Annotated in this window: 18 protein-coding genes and 1 tRNA gene; 14 read left to right on the plus strand and 5 right to left on the minus strand. The window is 31.6% G+C overall.

Going from position 1 to position 14,643, the window contains the following annotated elements; all coding sequences use genetic code 11:
• Positions 1 to 103 precede the first annotated feature (103 nt).
• The 13 genes from MKS83_RS20455 to MKS83_RS20505 all read left to right on the plus strand — a co-directional run bounded on the left by MKS83_RS20455 (position 104) and on the right by MKS83_RS20505 (position 9,098).
• Positions 104 to 952, plus strand: coding sequence for a helix-turn-helix domain-containing protein (locus MKS83_RS20455; RefSeq protein WP_240581113.1), 849 nt, complete (start codon positions 104 to 106; stop codon positions 950 to 952).
• Between the two features lie 129 nt (positions 953 to 1,081).
• A complete protein-coding gene (locus MKS83_RS20460) occupies positions 1,082 to 2,092 on the plus strand; it encodes an alpha/beta fold hydrolase (RefSeq protein WP_240581114.1) in 1,011 nt (336 codons plus the stop codon).
• 18 nt (positions 2,093 to 2,110) lie between these two features.
• A complete protein-coding gene (locus tag MKS83_RS20465) occupies positions 2,111 to 2,776 on the plus strand; it encodes a hypothetical protein (RefSeq protein WP_240581115.1) in 666 nt (221 codons plus the stop codon).
• 289 nt (positions 2,777 to 3,065) lie between these two features.
• Positions 3,066 to 3,221, plus strand: coding sequence for a hypothetical protein (locus MKS83_RS20470; RefSeq protein ID WP_240581116.1), 156 nt, complete (start codon positions 3,066 to 3,068; stop codon positions 3,219 to 3,221).
• A 181-nt stretch (positions 3,222 to 3,402) separates the two neighbouring features.
• Positions 3,403 to 4,449, plus strand: coding sequence for a hypothetical protein (locus MKS83_RS20475; RefSeq protein ID WP_240581117.1), 1,047 nt, complete (start codon positions 3,403 to 3,405; stop codon positions 4,447 to 4,449).
• 22 nt (positions 4,450 to 4,471) lie between these two features.
• Complete coding sequence (locus MKS83_RS20480; RefSeq protein WP_240581118.1) at positions 4,472 to 4,969, plus strand: hypothetical protein; 498 nt, start codon at positions 4,472 to 4,474, stop codon at positions 4,967 to 4,969.
• A 314-nt stretch (positions 4,970 to 5,283) separates the two neighbouring features.
• Positions 5,284 to 6,150, plus strand: coding sequence for a CPBP family intramembrane glutamic endopeptidase (locus tag MKS83_RS20485; protein WP_240581119.1), 867 nt, complete (start codon positions 5,284 to 5,286; stop codon positions 6,148 to 6,150).
• 346 nt (positions 6,151 to 6,496) lie between these two features.
• The gene (locus MKS83_RS20490) at positions 6,497 to 6,754 is read left to right on the plus strand and encodes a hypothetical protein (RefSeq protein WP_240581120.1); all 258 of its coding nucleotides are present in this window, start codon (positions 6,497 to 6,499) and stop codon (positions 6,752 to 6,754) included.
• Positions 6,755 to 6,826 carry a hypothetical protein gene (locus MKS83_RS22245; RefSeq protein WP_262916680.1) on the plus strand — a complete coding sequence of 24 codons (72 nt, stop codon included), beginning with the start codon at positions 6,755 to 6,757 and terminating at the stop codon, positions 6,824 to 6,826.
• 59 nt (positions 6,827 to 6,885) lie between these two features.
• Positions 6,886 to 6,990 carry a hypothetical protein gene (locus tag MKS83_RS22250; protein WP_262916681.1) on the plus strand — a complete coding sequence of 35 codons (105 nt, stop codon included), beginning with the start codon at positions 6,886 to 6,888 and terminating at the stop codon, positions 6,988 to 6,990.
• A 62-nt stretch (positions 6,991 to 7,052) separates the two neighbouring features.
• On the plus strand, positions 7,053 to 7,301 hold the full coding sequence (locus MKS83_RS22255) for a hypothetical protein (protein WP_312089642.1): 249 nt from the start codon (positions 7,053 to 7,055) through the stop codon (positions 7,299 to 7,301).
• A 766-nt stretch (positions 7,302 to 8,067) separates the two neighbouring features.
• Positions 8,068 to 8,823 carry an SDR family oxidoreductase gene (locus MKS83_RS20500; RefSeq protein ID WP_240581121.1) on the plus strand — a complete coding sequence of 252 codons (756 nt, stop codon included), beginning with the start codon at positions 8,068 to 8,070 and terminating at the stop codon, positions 8,821 to 8,823.
• A 201-nt stretch (positions 8,824 to 9,024) separates the two neighbouring features.
• Positions 9,025 to 9,098: transfer RNA gene (locus tag MKS83_RS20505), tRNA-Asp, on the plus strand.
• Between the two features lie 52 nt (positions 9,099 to 9,150).
• Here the strand turns inward: MKS83_RS20505 and MKS83_RS20510 are convergent.
• The 3 genes from MKS83_RS20510 to MKS83_RS20520 form a co-directional block, all read right to left on the minus strand.
• Positions 9,151 to 9,999 (minus strand): universal stress protein, encoded by an 849-nt coding sequence (locus MKS83_RS20510; RefSeq protein ID WP_240581122.1) that lies wholly within the window; start codon positions 9,997 to 9,999, stop codon positions 9,151 to 9,153.
• 29 nt (positions 10,000 to 10,028) lie between these two features.
• Positions 10,029 to 10,484: a MarR family winged helix-turn-helix transcriptional regulator gene (locus MKS83_RS20515; protein WP_240581123.1), complete on the minus strand. Its 456-nt coding sequence runs from the start codon at positions 10,482 to 10,484 to the stop codon at positions 10,029 to 10,031.
• 120 nt (positions 10,485 to 10,604) lie between these two features.
• Positions 10,605 to 11,303: a DUF1826 domain-containing protein gene (locus tag MKS83_RS20520; RefSeq protein ID WP_240581124.1), complete on the minus strand. Its 699-nt coding sequence runs from the start codon at positions 11,301 to 11,303 to the stop codon at positions 10,605 to 10,607.
• Between the two features lie 402 nt (positions 11,304 to 11,705).
• Here MKS83_RS20520 and MKS83_RS20525 point away from each other — a divergent pair, with 402 nt between their 5' ends.
• Complete coding sequence (locus MKS83_RS20525) at positions 11,706 to 12,743, plus strand: L,D-transpeptidase (protein WP_240581125.1); 1,038 nt, start codon at positions 11,706 to 11,708, stop codon at positions 12,741 to 12,743.
• Here the strand turns inward: MKS83_RS20525 and MKS83_RS20530 are convergent, their stop codons facing one another.
• Complete coding sequence (locus MKS83_RS20530; RefSeq protein ID WP_240581126.1) at positions 12,744 to 13,268, minus strand: hypothetical protein; 525 nt, start codon at positions 13,266 to 13,268, stop codon at positions 12,744 to 12,746.
• A 1-nt stretch (position 13,269) separates the two neighbouring features.
• Entirely contained in the window at positions 13,270 to 14,574 is a 1,305-nt protein-coding gene (locus tag MKS83_RS20535) for a PDZ domain-containing protein (protein WP_240581127.1), read from the minus strand.
• Positions 14,575 to 14,643 lie beyond the last annotated feature (69 nt).

Here is a 14,643-nt window from a genome sequence, read left to right on the forward strand (position 1 = left end):
ATTAACTTTGGTTCACGGTCCGTTTTTATTTCTCTATACTTCCAAAAAAACTTCAGGTAAAAGAATTACTTTTTATGATTTTTTGCACTTCACTCCATTATTTTTGTGGTTTGTATTTACATTCGATTTTTATTCTTTTAACACCAAAAAACAAATTGAGGTCTTTACACATCAAGGAAAAGAATTCGATACTCAAAATATAATTAGAGTAATAATTACCTATCTTTCAGGAGTCATTTATTATATTCTTTCTCTATTGGTTTTAATAAAGTATCATAAAAAAATTAAAGAGCATTTCTCTGATATTGAAAAAATAAATTTCAATTGGCTTTTATATTTTATCATTTGGAATTTCCTTATTTGGATATTTATTTTATGTAATCAAGAAACAATTGCCTACGGTTTAATTTCGTTTTTTATTTTTTGGATTGGTTTTTTTGGATTCAGGCAAACGGATGTTTTTTTTGAAAAAAATAATTATTTAAACCATCAAATGATTGTCAATGCTCAGGAGGTAACAATAGAAAATTTTGGGAATGAAACCGATTTAGAAGACAAACACAAAAATAGGCTTCTGAGTGAAGAAGACTCAAAAATTATTGAAGAAAAATTATTAGAATATTTAACAATTCACAAACCGTATCTAAATCCCGAACTTACTTTGCAACAGTTGGCAGAAAATATAGACGTTCATTCTAACGTACTTTCTTATGTTATCAATACAACTTTAGGGAAAAATTTTTATGATTTAATTAATGAATATCGGATTGAAGAGTTTATTAATCTATACCAAAACTCTTACGATAAATATACCATTTTGGCACTTGCTCTCGATTCAGGTTTTAATTCTAAATCAGCATTCAACAGAAATTTCAAAAAGATAAAAGGAATCACTCCATCTGAATTTATTGCAAAGGCAAATATTCAGGCATCCTTTAGCTCTATTTCTTAATATACTTCATAAATATTTGATTTTTAATAATTTGTAAAATAATACCACTGTGTGCTATCTTACATTTTGGGACGATTCGTAGTGTTTTATTCTAGACTTTTGCCAAGAAATAATTAAAAATATTTTTTTATGAAAAAGATTTTAATCAATCTACTATTGATCGTTGTAATGCTTGCATTATTTTCTTGCAGGGAAGAAAAATACATTGACGAACCAGGCAATCTTGTTCCTAAAACCGTAACCGAAGATGCTTCACTACCTTCCATTACTGTAAATAATATAAAATTGCATTCGGAAGCGTTCGGAAATCCTGCTAATACAATGATTGTTGCTGTTCACGGCGGTCCAGGTGGGGACTACAGGTATATGCTGAATTGTAAAGAATTGGCGGATAAAGGTTATTATGTAGTGTTTTATGACCAACGTGGTTCTGGTCTTTCGCAAAGACTTAACAAAGAAAAATATTCTGAAAAAGGCGAGGAAGCATTAGAGGAAATTTATAAAGAATTAAAAGGTGTTATTGAACATTACAGAACAGCCTCTACTCAAAAGGTAATACTTCTGGGGCATTCTTGGGGTGGTATTTTAGCGAGTGCTTTTGTAGGGAAATTTCCTAATGAAATAAATGGATTGATTGTTTGTGAACCAGGTGGTTTAAAATGGGCTGATTTAGAAAATTATGTAAAAATTTCAAGGTCTTTCAAACTCTGGAGCGAAATTTCTAACGATGCAACTTATATAGATCAGTTTATGACAGGAAAAGAAAATCAACACGAAATCCTAGATTATAAATTAAACATTTTAGCCTCGAAAAATGATATCACTGGCGAAGACAATACATTACCTCAAAGTTTTTGGAGATCTGGCGCAGGAATCAATGCAGCGTTGTATGATTTAGGAGACAAAATAAAACCAGATTTTTCACTGAACGTAAAAAATAATTCACCCAAAACACTTTTTTTCTATAGTGAAAATAACAAGGCTTATACAACAGATTGGGCCAACAAAATAGCAGCATCATACAGTTCTGTTTTGTTACAAAAAATCAATGGAGTAGGGCACAATGGAATTATTAGCGACAAGCAAGCGTGGCAACAGCAGACAATGCCAAAAATCCTTCAGTACATACAATCTTTATAAATAGTAAACAAAATTTTTATGGAATTTTTAAATAAAGTAATCCTTGCAATTTTATTATCATTGTCATTTTACTTAAAGGCGCAAGTTATTAATTGGGAAAATTTAACCCAGAAAAACATTGCCAGCGTAAATTTCGGAACAGAATACGGATTGGTCACAGGTTTTGGTTATGGTTATCAAATATCTGATGGAAAATTTCCTTATTTGTTGAATACAGAAATATCAATTCCTTTTGGTGAGAAGAGATTAGACGATTTTAAAATAAAATTGGGTGGTCAAATAAGCGTATTAAAATTGAGGAATTTTAATTTAAGTTTAAAACTTCAAGGGATTTTGAGAGTTTACAATAATGATTTTGTTAAGATTTCTAATTTCGGGAGTGATTTCTCTGCAACAGTTGGTTATTACAGACAAAATTGGTTTACAGGTGCTGAATTTGGTTTTGATATAGCTATTGTGTCTCACTATAAACATACAGATTTATATAAATCAAATTATCCGGAAGTAAAAGATGGATGGTATGAACCTTCCGTTGGAGGCAACTATTACTATAACCTAAAAGGAGGTTATAGTTTTGGTAAAAATGATATAACAATTGTAGTAGGAAAAATTATTTCTCAAGATTTTAAGACAAAACCATTATTTCCAATTTTCACTCAAATTGGTTATAACATAAAATTTTAGAACTAATAAAAATTCAGACTCAGAGCAAAACCTTAGATGTGTTTATCATTTCTAATTCGGGAAAAAAATAGAAATTATTTATCAAAGTTTCCACTATATAAGTAATTTGTCTAAAAACTTAAATGTAATTATTTCGTTAATATGTGATGAAAAAAGTTCTAATTTCATAAATACTGATAAATCAGTATATATAAATGTTACCATTCAATATAATTTTACTACTCAAAAAATACAATAAAATTTATAAAAAAGAAATAAAATTCTTGAATCAAATAATTTTAATCAATCTATGAAAAAAATAATTCTATTTTTTATTGGAAAAATCATTGTTCATGTTCGGGATTTAAAAGTTTTTGACTTGAAATTGGGAGAGCCAATGAATATCAGGGAATGTGCATTTCAGATTGCAGAGAGCTCCTCAAAAAATGGAATTTTAGCAACCTGAAAGTGACCTTTTTAAGCATTTATACTAATCAAATTGGCTATGATCCTAATAATGCACCTATTGGTTATTTAAGTGAAGTAGGCAGTGTGACCATTCAATATATATATCTGAAGAAAAAACAATTCAAGATAATAACAAACTCTAAAGCTTTTTTTAACAATTATTTTACAATCAAATTTCAATGAAAATAAAACTCTTAACACAAATACTAATATTCTTAAGTTTTAATCTACTTGCACAACAGCACTACTTTGTAAACGTAAATATTGGTAGTGACAACAATTTAGGTTCCAAAGAAAAACCCCTAAAAACAATTACCGAAGCAACTAAAAGAGTTAATAGTGATAATCAAAACGGTAGTGCAGAAATTATTGTTTCTGCAGGTAGATATTTGATTTCAGAGACTGCTTTGTTGAAGAATAACAGAAATCTATCTGCCAATAATCGGATTACAATTCGCGCAGAAGTTTTGCCTGATGATGTCAATTGGAATCCACAGTTAATGCCTACAATTGTAACGGCAGTTCCCTTGCATAAAGACGATTTTGGGGAAACTGCATTTGGGTTTGACATTGAAATAAGTCATGTTACAATCCAAGGTTTACGTTTCTTGGGAGGTTTAGATTTCGAATATATGAAAGAAAATCAACTGAGAAGGTCATATCCGATTTGGAGAGGTGGGAAAAATCTGGATGACCTCGTGGTAACTCAATGTGTTTTCATGGGAGACAAATATGTAATGCCATTGCATGTAGGCATCATAGCAAATGGAAATGGCGTTGTGGTGGAACATTGTGTGTTCTACAACTGTAAAAATCCAGTCGTATTTTGGCTTGCTGATGATGGTGTAAGTAAGAGAGATGCAATGAGAAATTGCTTAGTGTATGGTGCAAGTTTTAGTGGGATTTGGACTGTGGAAACTAGTAACAACGATTTTGATTTCCGCAATAACATTATCACAAAAAGCAATACAGCGTGGATTCGGGAAAGTAGTCTTAACACTAAGTATAAAATTTATAATTCAATTATTTCAGATAATTTTGCTGTAACGGGTTACAGTTCGGGTCCGGCTGGAAAGTCCCAAAACGCTTCAGATTTTCTGGTTTTTAATAATATAAAACAAAACGGCTCAATTGAATTGGAAATGAATCCTGCTAACAAAGATTATCTACATGTGAAACGAGGCACATTTGGCGCAGAACTTAATGCGGGTATCTTCAAAAAATAAAATTATAAAGCACTTTAAAAATATGAAATTACAAACGTTATCAATTGGTTTATGCTTATCTGCAATACTTTCTGTATCAAGTTTTAATTTATGGAAACCACGTTCAATTGATGGTTCATGGAAGATTGTCAAAGTTGAAAATATTAATAATGATGGCACTAAATCAAGCATTTTTCCCAAACAGAGTCACGTAATTTTTGCTGGTAAACTATATAGTTTCTGTTGGTCAAGTGATGATTCAAGTGGTGTTTCATGGGTTATGATAGATGAAGAAAAACTTAACAGAATGAACCGCACTGTTATAAATACAGGTAAATTTTACTTTAAGGATGATCATCTTTTTACAGAAGCAGAATATGGGTTAAATCCGAAATTCGTAAACGGTGTTGCGAAATTTGACGTTGCCTATTCAGGAGATACCTTGGTTCTAAAATGCACCAGCGTTTTATCCAAAGACAATGTGTTGCACCCCTTTTACACAAAAGCATATAGCATCAGTAAACTTGTAAGAAATAAATAATCGTGGATTTTTTTATATGAAAATGTGTAAATACTTTTTTGAATATATTTTGAATGCAAAATTTTAAATGCATTAAAAAATATTGAAAAAGATAAGAAACCTCGCATCCTTTTGGCGGGCTTTTCTCTCCAATTGTTTACAATTAGTTGTAAACGCATTTTAAGCTTGTTAATAATTATTTGCCGTCTATCATACTACTTTGCAGTGATATCTATTGCTTATATTGGGTTGTAAGCGGTCAGCCTAAAAAGGAAAAATTAAAATCGTTTTTTTGTTACAATTTCCAATTCTGTTAGTATAGTCTTTAATCAATCATGAATCAATTAATCAAAAAAATATTGTATTTCCCAATTACAAAAATTATTTTGGGAATAACTATTTGCTTTTCAGTTTTTTTAGGAGCTCAAAATTTTATATTAAAACCAATATTCTCTAGTTTATTTCAAGACAAAAATATTGCTAACCCATTCATTCATATTATTTCTTTTTTTATTTTATTACTTAGCTACTATTTGCTATTCCGTTTTTATGATAAAAGAGAAATAAAAGAACTTTCTGTAAAATATTTAGCAAAAGAAATGTTTGGAGGGGCAATAGGATTTTTAACCATTTCATTGTCTATTTTTATTCTCTATTTATTAGGATATTATAAATTCATTGAAATATCAATCACCAATTATCCTATAAGATTATTTACAACTTTAGTAGTTGCTGCATTAATTGAGGACCTTTTTCATAGAGGATTAATTTTACGTGAATTAGAAAAATGGCTTGGGACTCACATAGCATTGGTAATTTCTATGTTAATTGAAACATCACACGTTTTTAATCCCAATGCCAACCTATTTAGCCTTTTTTTTGATTTGTGTTGGGGGTTTACTATGTCGATGCTTTTTATTTATACGAAAAGAATTTGGCTGCCTTTTTTCTTTCATCTTGGCTGGAATTTTGCACAACCATTTTATGGTTCAAATCTAACAGGATTAAATCATATGGGAACAATTATTAAATCAAGGTTTGAAGGTCCGATAATATTTACTGGTGGGGCCGTTGGTATTGAGGGTTCTTGTGTAACGGTATTTTTTTTATTGTTAATCGGTATATTCTTATATTATCGAACCAATAAAGAGGGAAAAATAATTAAAAGAAAAACTATTAGAGCTTGTTTAAAAATTAAATGATAAAAATTTGTATCACTTAATTTTGAATAAATTAATATCGTAAAAAACTGATTTTCAGTTGTTTATGTGCTAATGGTGCAGGTGTGGAGTTTTTAATTAACTTCATTGATTATCAGTACTATACAAAGATATAATAAAAAAAAACGATGTGCTATAATGCATCGTTTTTTATTTTTGCCGACTGAACGTAGGAGAGAAATCGAACAATGGACTTACTTTTTCTTTTTCAGATATAAGATTAAGAATATTCCCGGAAGCTGTTGCAAAATGTTTCCCAAATAAAGCTTTAAATTTTCAAACTGTCGCTGACACAATTAAAAAACTTAATCCAAGCCCCAAAAATTGTATGAAAAAAGGACTTATCTTTCTACAAGTAATTCTGTCTGTTATTCTAATCGTTGGAGGATATGTCGAAAAAGGAAATTGGAAAGAGTCTAAATATTCCACCATAGGATATGTTACATTACTGACCTTCATTGTAACCTTTTTATATGAAAACTACAATAGACTTGGGTTTTATTTCCAGTCAAAGGTTTTGTTAAAAAATACTGATGTTCGCGTTTCTATTTCATATCTGTATAGAATAAAAGTTGAAAATGAATAATTGCTTGTTAAAAGCAGAACAAGAAAATATTTTCAGCCTGTGGGTGGGTGTTATAAAACGTTACCTGGCTGAGAAAAAAATTCGAAGAATTAGATGTTAGACCTGATAGAAAATTTGAAACTGAAAAAGGAATTGCAAAAAATGATCTGCGTGTTCATGTAAAAGGTAAAAATCTAATTGAATTTCTTAAATGGTTTGACTCAAAGGAGGATCTTGAGATTTCGCCTTGGAATTAATTGCAACATAAATTTTAACATGTAGGTCTTTTAGATACATCGACTATAGGTTTAAGAAAAAAATTCAATCACCTATAATTGATTTGGCTATTGGAGGTAAATGTCTTTTCATTTACGAAGTTTTTGACTTAGTAATTAATGATAAGCAAATGCCATTACTTAAAGATTTAAAGAGTAAAACATCTGAAAATTACATTTGGGTTACAGATGAATTTATTCAGACATTAGGGCATAAGACCGGTTCGAAATCTTTTCCGAATGAAATTGGGCCGCATACAAAGTATGAACAAAACTTAAAATGGAGTAAATAAAAACATCAACTGTTGATTTTTATTACATATTACAGTATCATTAGGAGGTAATGTACTTTGAATTTACTCAATTAGAATTTTACAATTTATCAACTATAAACTAGATCACCACAAAAGTAATATTGTAGTTTTTTAATAACGTTTATTCAAACATATAATTGACAATTTTGTTATCTTGATTATTATTTTAAAGAATAAAAAATAAAGAGAGGAATTTTTGTTTTTGAAAGTCTGCACTTTAGTGAAATTTGGGGTTGAAAAATTGTATTTTTTTGGAAAACTAAAAAAAGGCCTATATTTGCTGCAGTAAAAACAAATAATCTTAATCTTATTTAAAAAAGTGACCTATTCGGTGACCTAAAAATAAGAAAACGATATAAAGCTTATGGATAGGGAGTTTTTCAAATAAGAGCAAGTCCCGTCCGGATCGCATAAAGCAGTAAATTTATTTTACTGTTTTTTTTATGTCTGTATTCTGTATTCAAATAACGCTTGAATTATACGAGCTTTATATAATATTCTGTTTTTAAAACAATTCCCTTCTAAGAATACAGCCATGATTTCTTGGTCTTATCTATTTCTCTATATTTCATGAGATATTTATCGGGTTTATATTTCATTGATTTGGTTTACAGTCTTTTTGATCTTAATTTTTCTGTATTTTCAACACAATAAATTCCGAAATTCTTCCAACTTGGAATGAAATTACTATCGTCAGATATCTGCAAATTTTCATATTTGTATTATTAACCAGTAAAAAAATATTATGTCAAAACACGATGTGAAAGGAAAAGTTGTTTTAATTGCCGGAGGAGGCAAAAACTTAGGAGGACTTTTAAGCAAAGATTTTGCAGCTAAAGGTGCAAAGCTTGCTATTCATTATAACAGTGAAAGTTCAAGAGAAGAAAGCGAGAAAACATTAGCGGAAGTTCACGCTTTAGGAGCTGAAGCTTTTTTATTTCAGGGAGACCTTACAAAGGTCGAAAATATTACCAAATTTTTTGATGAAGCAAAAAACAAATTCGGTGGGATTGATATTGCGATCAATACCGTTGGAATGGTACTTAAAAAGCCATTTACAGAGACTACGGAAAAGGAATATGATACAATGTCGGATATCAATTCAAAAGTAGCGTATTTCTTTTTGCAGGAAGCGGGAAAGAAAGTAAATGATCATGGGAAAATATGTACAATTGTAACATCGCTTCTTGCTGCTTATACAGGGTTGTATTCTACATACGCAGGGATGAAAGCGCCGGTTGAACATTTTACACGCGCTGCTTCTAAAGAATTTGGTGCAAGAGGAATTTCTGTTACGGCAGTGGCTCCTGGACCAATGGATACTCCTTTCTTCTACGGGCAGGAAGCTGAGGATGCTGTTGCTTATCATAAATCAGCATCAGCGTTGGGAGGTCTTACGGATATTAAAGATATTGCTCCTTTGGTTGAGTTTTTAGTAACTGATGGATGGTGGATTACCGGACAAACGATTTTTGCAAACGGAGGTTATACTACCAGATAATATGCATTGATATTAACGTTTTATTTGATTGGGAATTGATTTTTCAATTCTCAATTTTTATTTGTTTTAAAATAATAGGTTTGGGAATCTGTAATTTACGTTTATTGTACATGAAATCGGAGGTTAAAGTTTGTTAATATTGAAAAAAACTATATATTTGCAACCACAATAACGGAGGGAAGTCTTTCTGAACTTGTAAAAGATCCGGTAGTTCAGCTGGTTAGAATGCCGCCCTGTCACGGCGGAGGTCGCGGGTTCGAGTCCCGTCCGGATCGCAAAAAAGCTATAAACATTTGTTTATAGCTTTTTTATTTGTGTATCATTAGATTATTTCAGAATTAAAACAGGCTGACTTACATTTTGATAAATTCCTTCGGAAATGCTTCTGTTGGCTATATAATAAAGGAAACTGTGTTTTCCCGGTAATGCAATCACAAGATCGGTTTTATTTAATGAGGCAAAAGATAAAATGCCATTGATGATGTTTTCGTCGTATAAGTAGTGGATACTATTGGGAATATCATTCAGATTTTGGTAAATGTATTTTTCAAGCTCTTCTTTTTTAGATTCTGTAATATCTTTGTTTACTTTTTTATGGATATTTAAAAGCGACAAATGGATATCTTTTTGGTGGATAATCGATTTGTAGTGAAACAATCTGTCTAATTTTGTAATACTATCGATATCACAAGGTATTAATATGTTTTTAATCGTATTGTAAGTGTAACTATTGGGAACAATTAAGGTTTTTACAGGACTTGTTCTTGCAATATCTATAATATTTGCCGAAATGAAACTTTCCGTTACAGAAGTTTTATCGTCACTGCCTAAAATAATTAATTCAACATTCTGCTGATCTTTTATAACTTCATTAATGCTCCTTATCAAAGACATTTCAGTAGTTGCTTTTGAAACTTTTATGTCGGGCGACTTTTCAATAATAATTCGGCTTAATTTCTCTAATAATTCTTCTGTGTCTTGCAATATCATATTGATACTTTCTTCGTTGACGAAGGAGTGCCCTTCTGCGACGTGCAGATATTCGAATACAGATTCGTTATTTGTTTTTAAAAGGATAATATGATCATATCCGTATTGTTTTGCCCAGTCTGCAGAAAGCTTTACTGCATTTTCGGTAGTTGGTGTTGTGTCAACAGGTACAAGTATTGTTCTCATTTCGTAAAGATTTTAGCCTTTAAGAGCCTTTATTTGTTAAGATTAGCTGTCATTTGTTTGATTAAAAGCAATGCATTTTTAAGTTCATTCTCATAAATTCCTTCCGCTGCCTTTTGGTAAAGTTCCAAAGCCCATGGATATAATTTTTCCATAAGTTTTTTTCCGCTTTGTGTAAGAAAAACCTGTCTATTCCTTCGGTCGTTTTTATTTTCAACCCGTTCTACGAGTCCTCTTTTTGTCAGATTATTAATCAGATAGGTTATGCTTGATTTGTCTTTGCTGATCTGGGTGCTGATCTCTTGTTGATTGATTCCTTCATTTCTCCACAGAATTCCCAGAATTTCGATAAGTTCAAAAGAAAGCGAAGAGTCATATTCATTGATTCTTGTCTGAATTTTCTGCCTTAATCTGCTTTTCATCTCATTCATTGCTAGCCCTAGCTCGAGTGCCAGCTGAGAAATATTTTGATTTTGTGAAGGTATCATTTTAATTATTAGACTTTAAATCATTCATATATACAAATATATGGCAAATTAGTTTTAATTTAAACTAATTTACGACTTAATTCACATTATAATTAAAAGGAAATCTGATAAGATCAGTAATCAACAGATTAAAAGCAGGCGATATTCACCCACATTTTCTTTGGGTGCACGATGTATACAAGGTAAAACCTTTTGCTCTGGGTGGTCCACAGCTAATCTCCAAAGATGTCCCAGACCTAAATTTACGGGTTGTGCATTCGGTTTGGGTTCATAATGAAGATCAAAAAAATAATCTTTTAAAAAAGTTTCGAATTCCTTTTCCGGACCATTATGCAGTTTTTGAAGCTTTTTTCTTATTTCAGGAATCAATATTTTTTGTATAGCTTGTTCATTGGGTAGAATATCACTGGAAGTTCCGTGATAGGTGCACAAAAAAGTGTCTGTTCCGATAGGGGAGCGATCAACATGGTAAGAATACACGTCTGTTGAAATGAAGCTGACTTCCTCATCCCGCTCATACTTTTTAAGTAAATTAAGAGAAGGAGATGCTCCGGAATCTGTTAAGAGTTGCATATCATTCAGAATGATTTCTCTGGCAGTATTTCCGTCATCTGAAAGCTGTAGGGCTAAAAGATCCTCAATGGAAACCTCTGTAATATCTTCCTTTAATTGAAGCTTAGATACAATTTCTTTAAAATCTCCAGCCAAGTTTCTTTCCCAACAAAAGGCATTTACAGGCACTTGAAAGTCGGTATTTACAAGTTCGGAAAAAGAAGAAACTACTTTGATTTGATCGTTACCGGAAAATGTATTGTTCATATTAAATAAGAGTAGACTAATGATAAGCAAAAATAAGGAACAGTTACAAGCTTTGTTCAGATTTTTATTAAAACAGTGAAATAATTTTGGTAATTGATCTTTATCTGGCAATGAGTGTTTGTAATGGTGGTTGTTATTTAGATGTATTGACATGTTTATTGGATTTTACAGTTTTATATTAATAAACCAAAGGGTTTGATAAGTGTGAAAAAATTATTTCAAAGTGATTAATTCTGACAAAATGTTTCGTATTTTTAACAGAAAAACGAACAATATTCAAATAATGATAATGAATATTACGAGGAATACTTATTTAAATATTTTTATGTTGAATAGTCTGTTTATTAGATTTTAGGTCTGATATTTGTAGTGGACAGACCAACTAAACGGTGAATTTTATTTATGAGAAAAAACACAACATTGAAAAAATCATTTTTATATACTATTGCATTGGCAGTACTTTTGGTTTCTTGTAAAAAAGAAACTGAAAAAGTAAGTGATATAATTCAAGGGACTGCCGATTCTATCGTCGAGACTTCGGGGTCTGAACAAGATTCTGTTAAAAAAGAACCTGTTGTTCAAAAAAAATCTTTGCCACCCGCAATGCAGGAAGATGGCTTTTATAATGCTTTTATTTTCCCAAAAGATAAGAAGCTGAAAGATTCGTTGTTTTTTGTTTTTAATAAAAAATATACAGAAAAAGAACGCTATGCTATCTTTGCACTGAACAGATTAGACGCAAAAAATAAATGGAATGCAGATACTTTGGTTGTTCCTGCTAAAATAGATACCACTTTAATGGAGTATTCACCGTTTCCTATGCAGCTGGATGTACTAAGTCCCGTGAAAAAATTTGTAGTTTTTTCTTATCCTATTCAGGCTTATGGAGTGTATTCGAACGGAAGTTTAGTGAAGTGGGGACCCACCAGTATGGGTAAAAAAGCTGCTCAGACAAAAAGGGGTCTTACGTTTGCCAACTGGAAAAAGAAACTTGCCATTTCCACTGTTGACAGCGAGTGGAAGTTACCTTATAATTTTAATATCTTTAATAGTGAGGGAATAGGATGGCATCAGTATGATCTTCCCGGTTATCCCGCTTCACATTCCTGTTTAAGATTATTGATGAAAGATGCGCAATGGTTGTATTCTTATGCAGATACCTGGGTTCTAAATCCGGGAGGTGCCACAACCAAAGCAAAGGGTACAGCAGTTTTGGTGTACGGAGATTATAAATGGGGTGGAAGAAAGCCTTGGAGAAAGTTATTGAACGATCCTAATGCCAATAATATTTCGGTAGAAGAAATGACAAAAATGATTGAACCCAATATTGAAAAAATAGTAAAGGAACAGGATAACCGACAAGTTGTAGTAGATTCTATTAAAGCGGCAAAAGCTGTTTTGGAGCAAATGCCTGAAAATCCTAAAACGGAGGCCCCTTAATTATTCTTTTCTTTCAAATTGTAAGGTAGATTCCTCTGCAAATCTTCTTAGCTTTTGCATCTCCTCTTTACCTTTATGCTGACCAAATCTGGCTGCTGCATAGGTAAGTCCAATGCAAAACAGCATTACAAAGGAAGCATTGAGAGCCCAGGGAAATTCATGACTGTTGATTTGATTCTCGACATAATGCATGGTGAAAAAAGTCATCCAGAGAATAGAAAAAGAGAAATATAAAAACATAAAGAAAGTCCAAACCGCAGAACTAGGTCCGAAAACACCTCGTATTGCGGTTTTTTCATCTTCTATTTCTATCCTTAAAGATAATCTGGGCTTCCAGTAATTATCATATTTAGTCACTGCATAAATTGTAGCAACTTCATGATTAATATTCCCGGAGAATTCTTCTTTGTGTTCGGTAAGGTATTGTTTCAAGCTTTTAGCATATTCTTCCTTACTGAGATGGGTAAACATTTTGAATCTGGGCCTGCTTCTTATTTTGTCTAAAGTAGTTTCTTCGGTATTCATATTATTCTTGATAAGGGATTGGATCTTCTAAATCGAAACTTAAGGTCATTTCTTTTTTATTTCTTTCAATCTGCATATTGATTGTTTTTCCTTCTTCAGATTTCATCAGTTCCAGGATTTTCTCCATCGTCATATCTGCTGTTTTTTTTCCGTTTATGCTGATCAGTCTGTCATCCTTTTTTAATCCGGCTTTGTAAGCAGGAGAGTCTTTCCGGACACCGGCAATGGCGAAAATAGGTTTTAGAATAAAATTATATTGTAAATTGTTGTTAATTAACTCAATTCCTCCGTTTAAGTTATCCCTGTTTTTAGTAGGGAGACTTACGATATCTTTAGACCATTCCATACCATCTTGCCTGAAATCAAGGCCGCTCATATTGAAGTGAAACGGATCATTAAAATTTCTGTTTTTTCTTAGGTAAAGTTTCTGATTGGCATAATCGAAAGCGATTGTAAAACGTCTCATAATATCACCCCCAATAGATCCTTTTCTGTTTTCGACCATATTTACGTGTTGGATAGAATATTCATCAGGCATAGCGGTGAGTGGTTTTTCAAACTTAAAATTGCCTAAATATAAATTATGGATTCTGCTTCTCTTCCCATAAATATCGCCATTAAATCCTCTTCCCAAAAAATCATCAATATTAGGTCTGTTATACACGAAATTTTTAATAAGGGTGGGGAATAACCATATAGCATCACTGTTTCCAAGATCTATTAATAGTTTAGAATCTTTCTTTTCGTTTGTCATTTCTACATCTGCGACAATATAAGGCTTGTTTTTTTCAACAGTAATATTGAGGATATCAAATTTTCTTATCTTTTTCTTAAACAGTTTTTCATCATTGTAGATTGTAATTTTCTTCGATAAGTAGTCAATTACTATTGGGTGATTTTTAAAAAAATGATAGCCGATGATCCCGTTGACGGGAATTCCGATGTGGGAGGAAATATTAAAACCCTGATCTGTGATGATATAGAGTGTGGAACTGTAATTTACGTAATCTTTACCTATTCTGGCAATGTTGTTGTCTGATCGAAAACCGTCAATACTCGCGTTACCTCCCAAACCTGAAAGTCTTATTTTTTCGAGATTTGCAAGCTTTAATTCTTTGTTCTCAAGGCTGAAAATAGAAGTTTCTGCAATTCCGGTATCTAAGAGAAAGGTCAAATCCGCTCCATTCACATTGACCGGAATGAAAATCAGATTATTGATTAACTTAAAAGGAATTACTGTTTTTTCGGCATTCTGTATTTCAAATGAGTTCTGAGCATTCATGAAAATGCTGAACAAAATTATCATTATAGAATACCAATATTTCATATAATGAATTTAGTGAATTTATCCTTATCATAAATAAAAAACATTCTC

It is taken from the genome of Chryseobacterium sp. Y16C (assembly GCF_022488405.1).
Classification (GTDB): domain Bacteria; phylum Bacteroidota; class Bacteroidia; order Flavobacteriales; family Weeksellaceae; genus Chryseobacterium; species Chryseobacterium geocarposphaerae.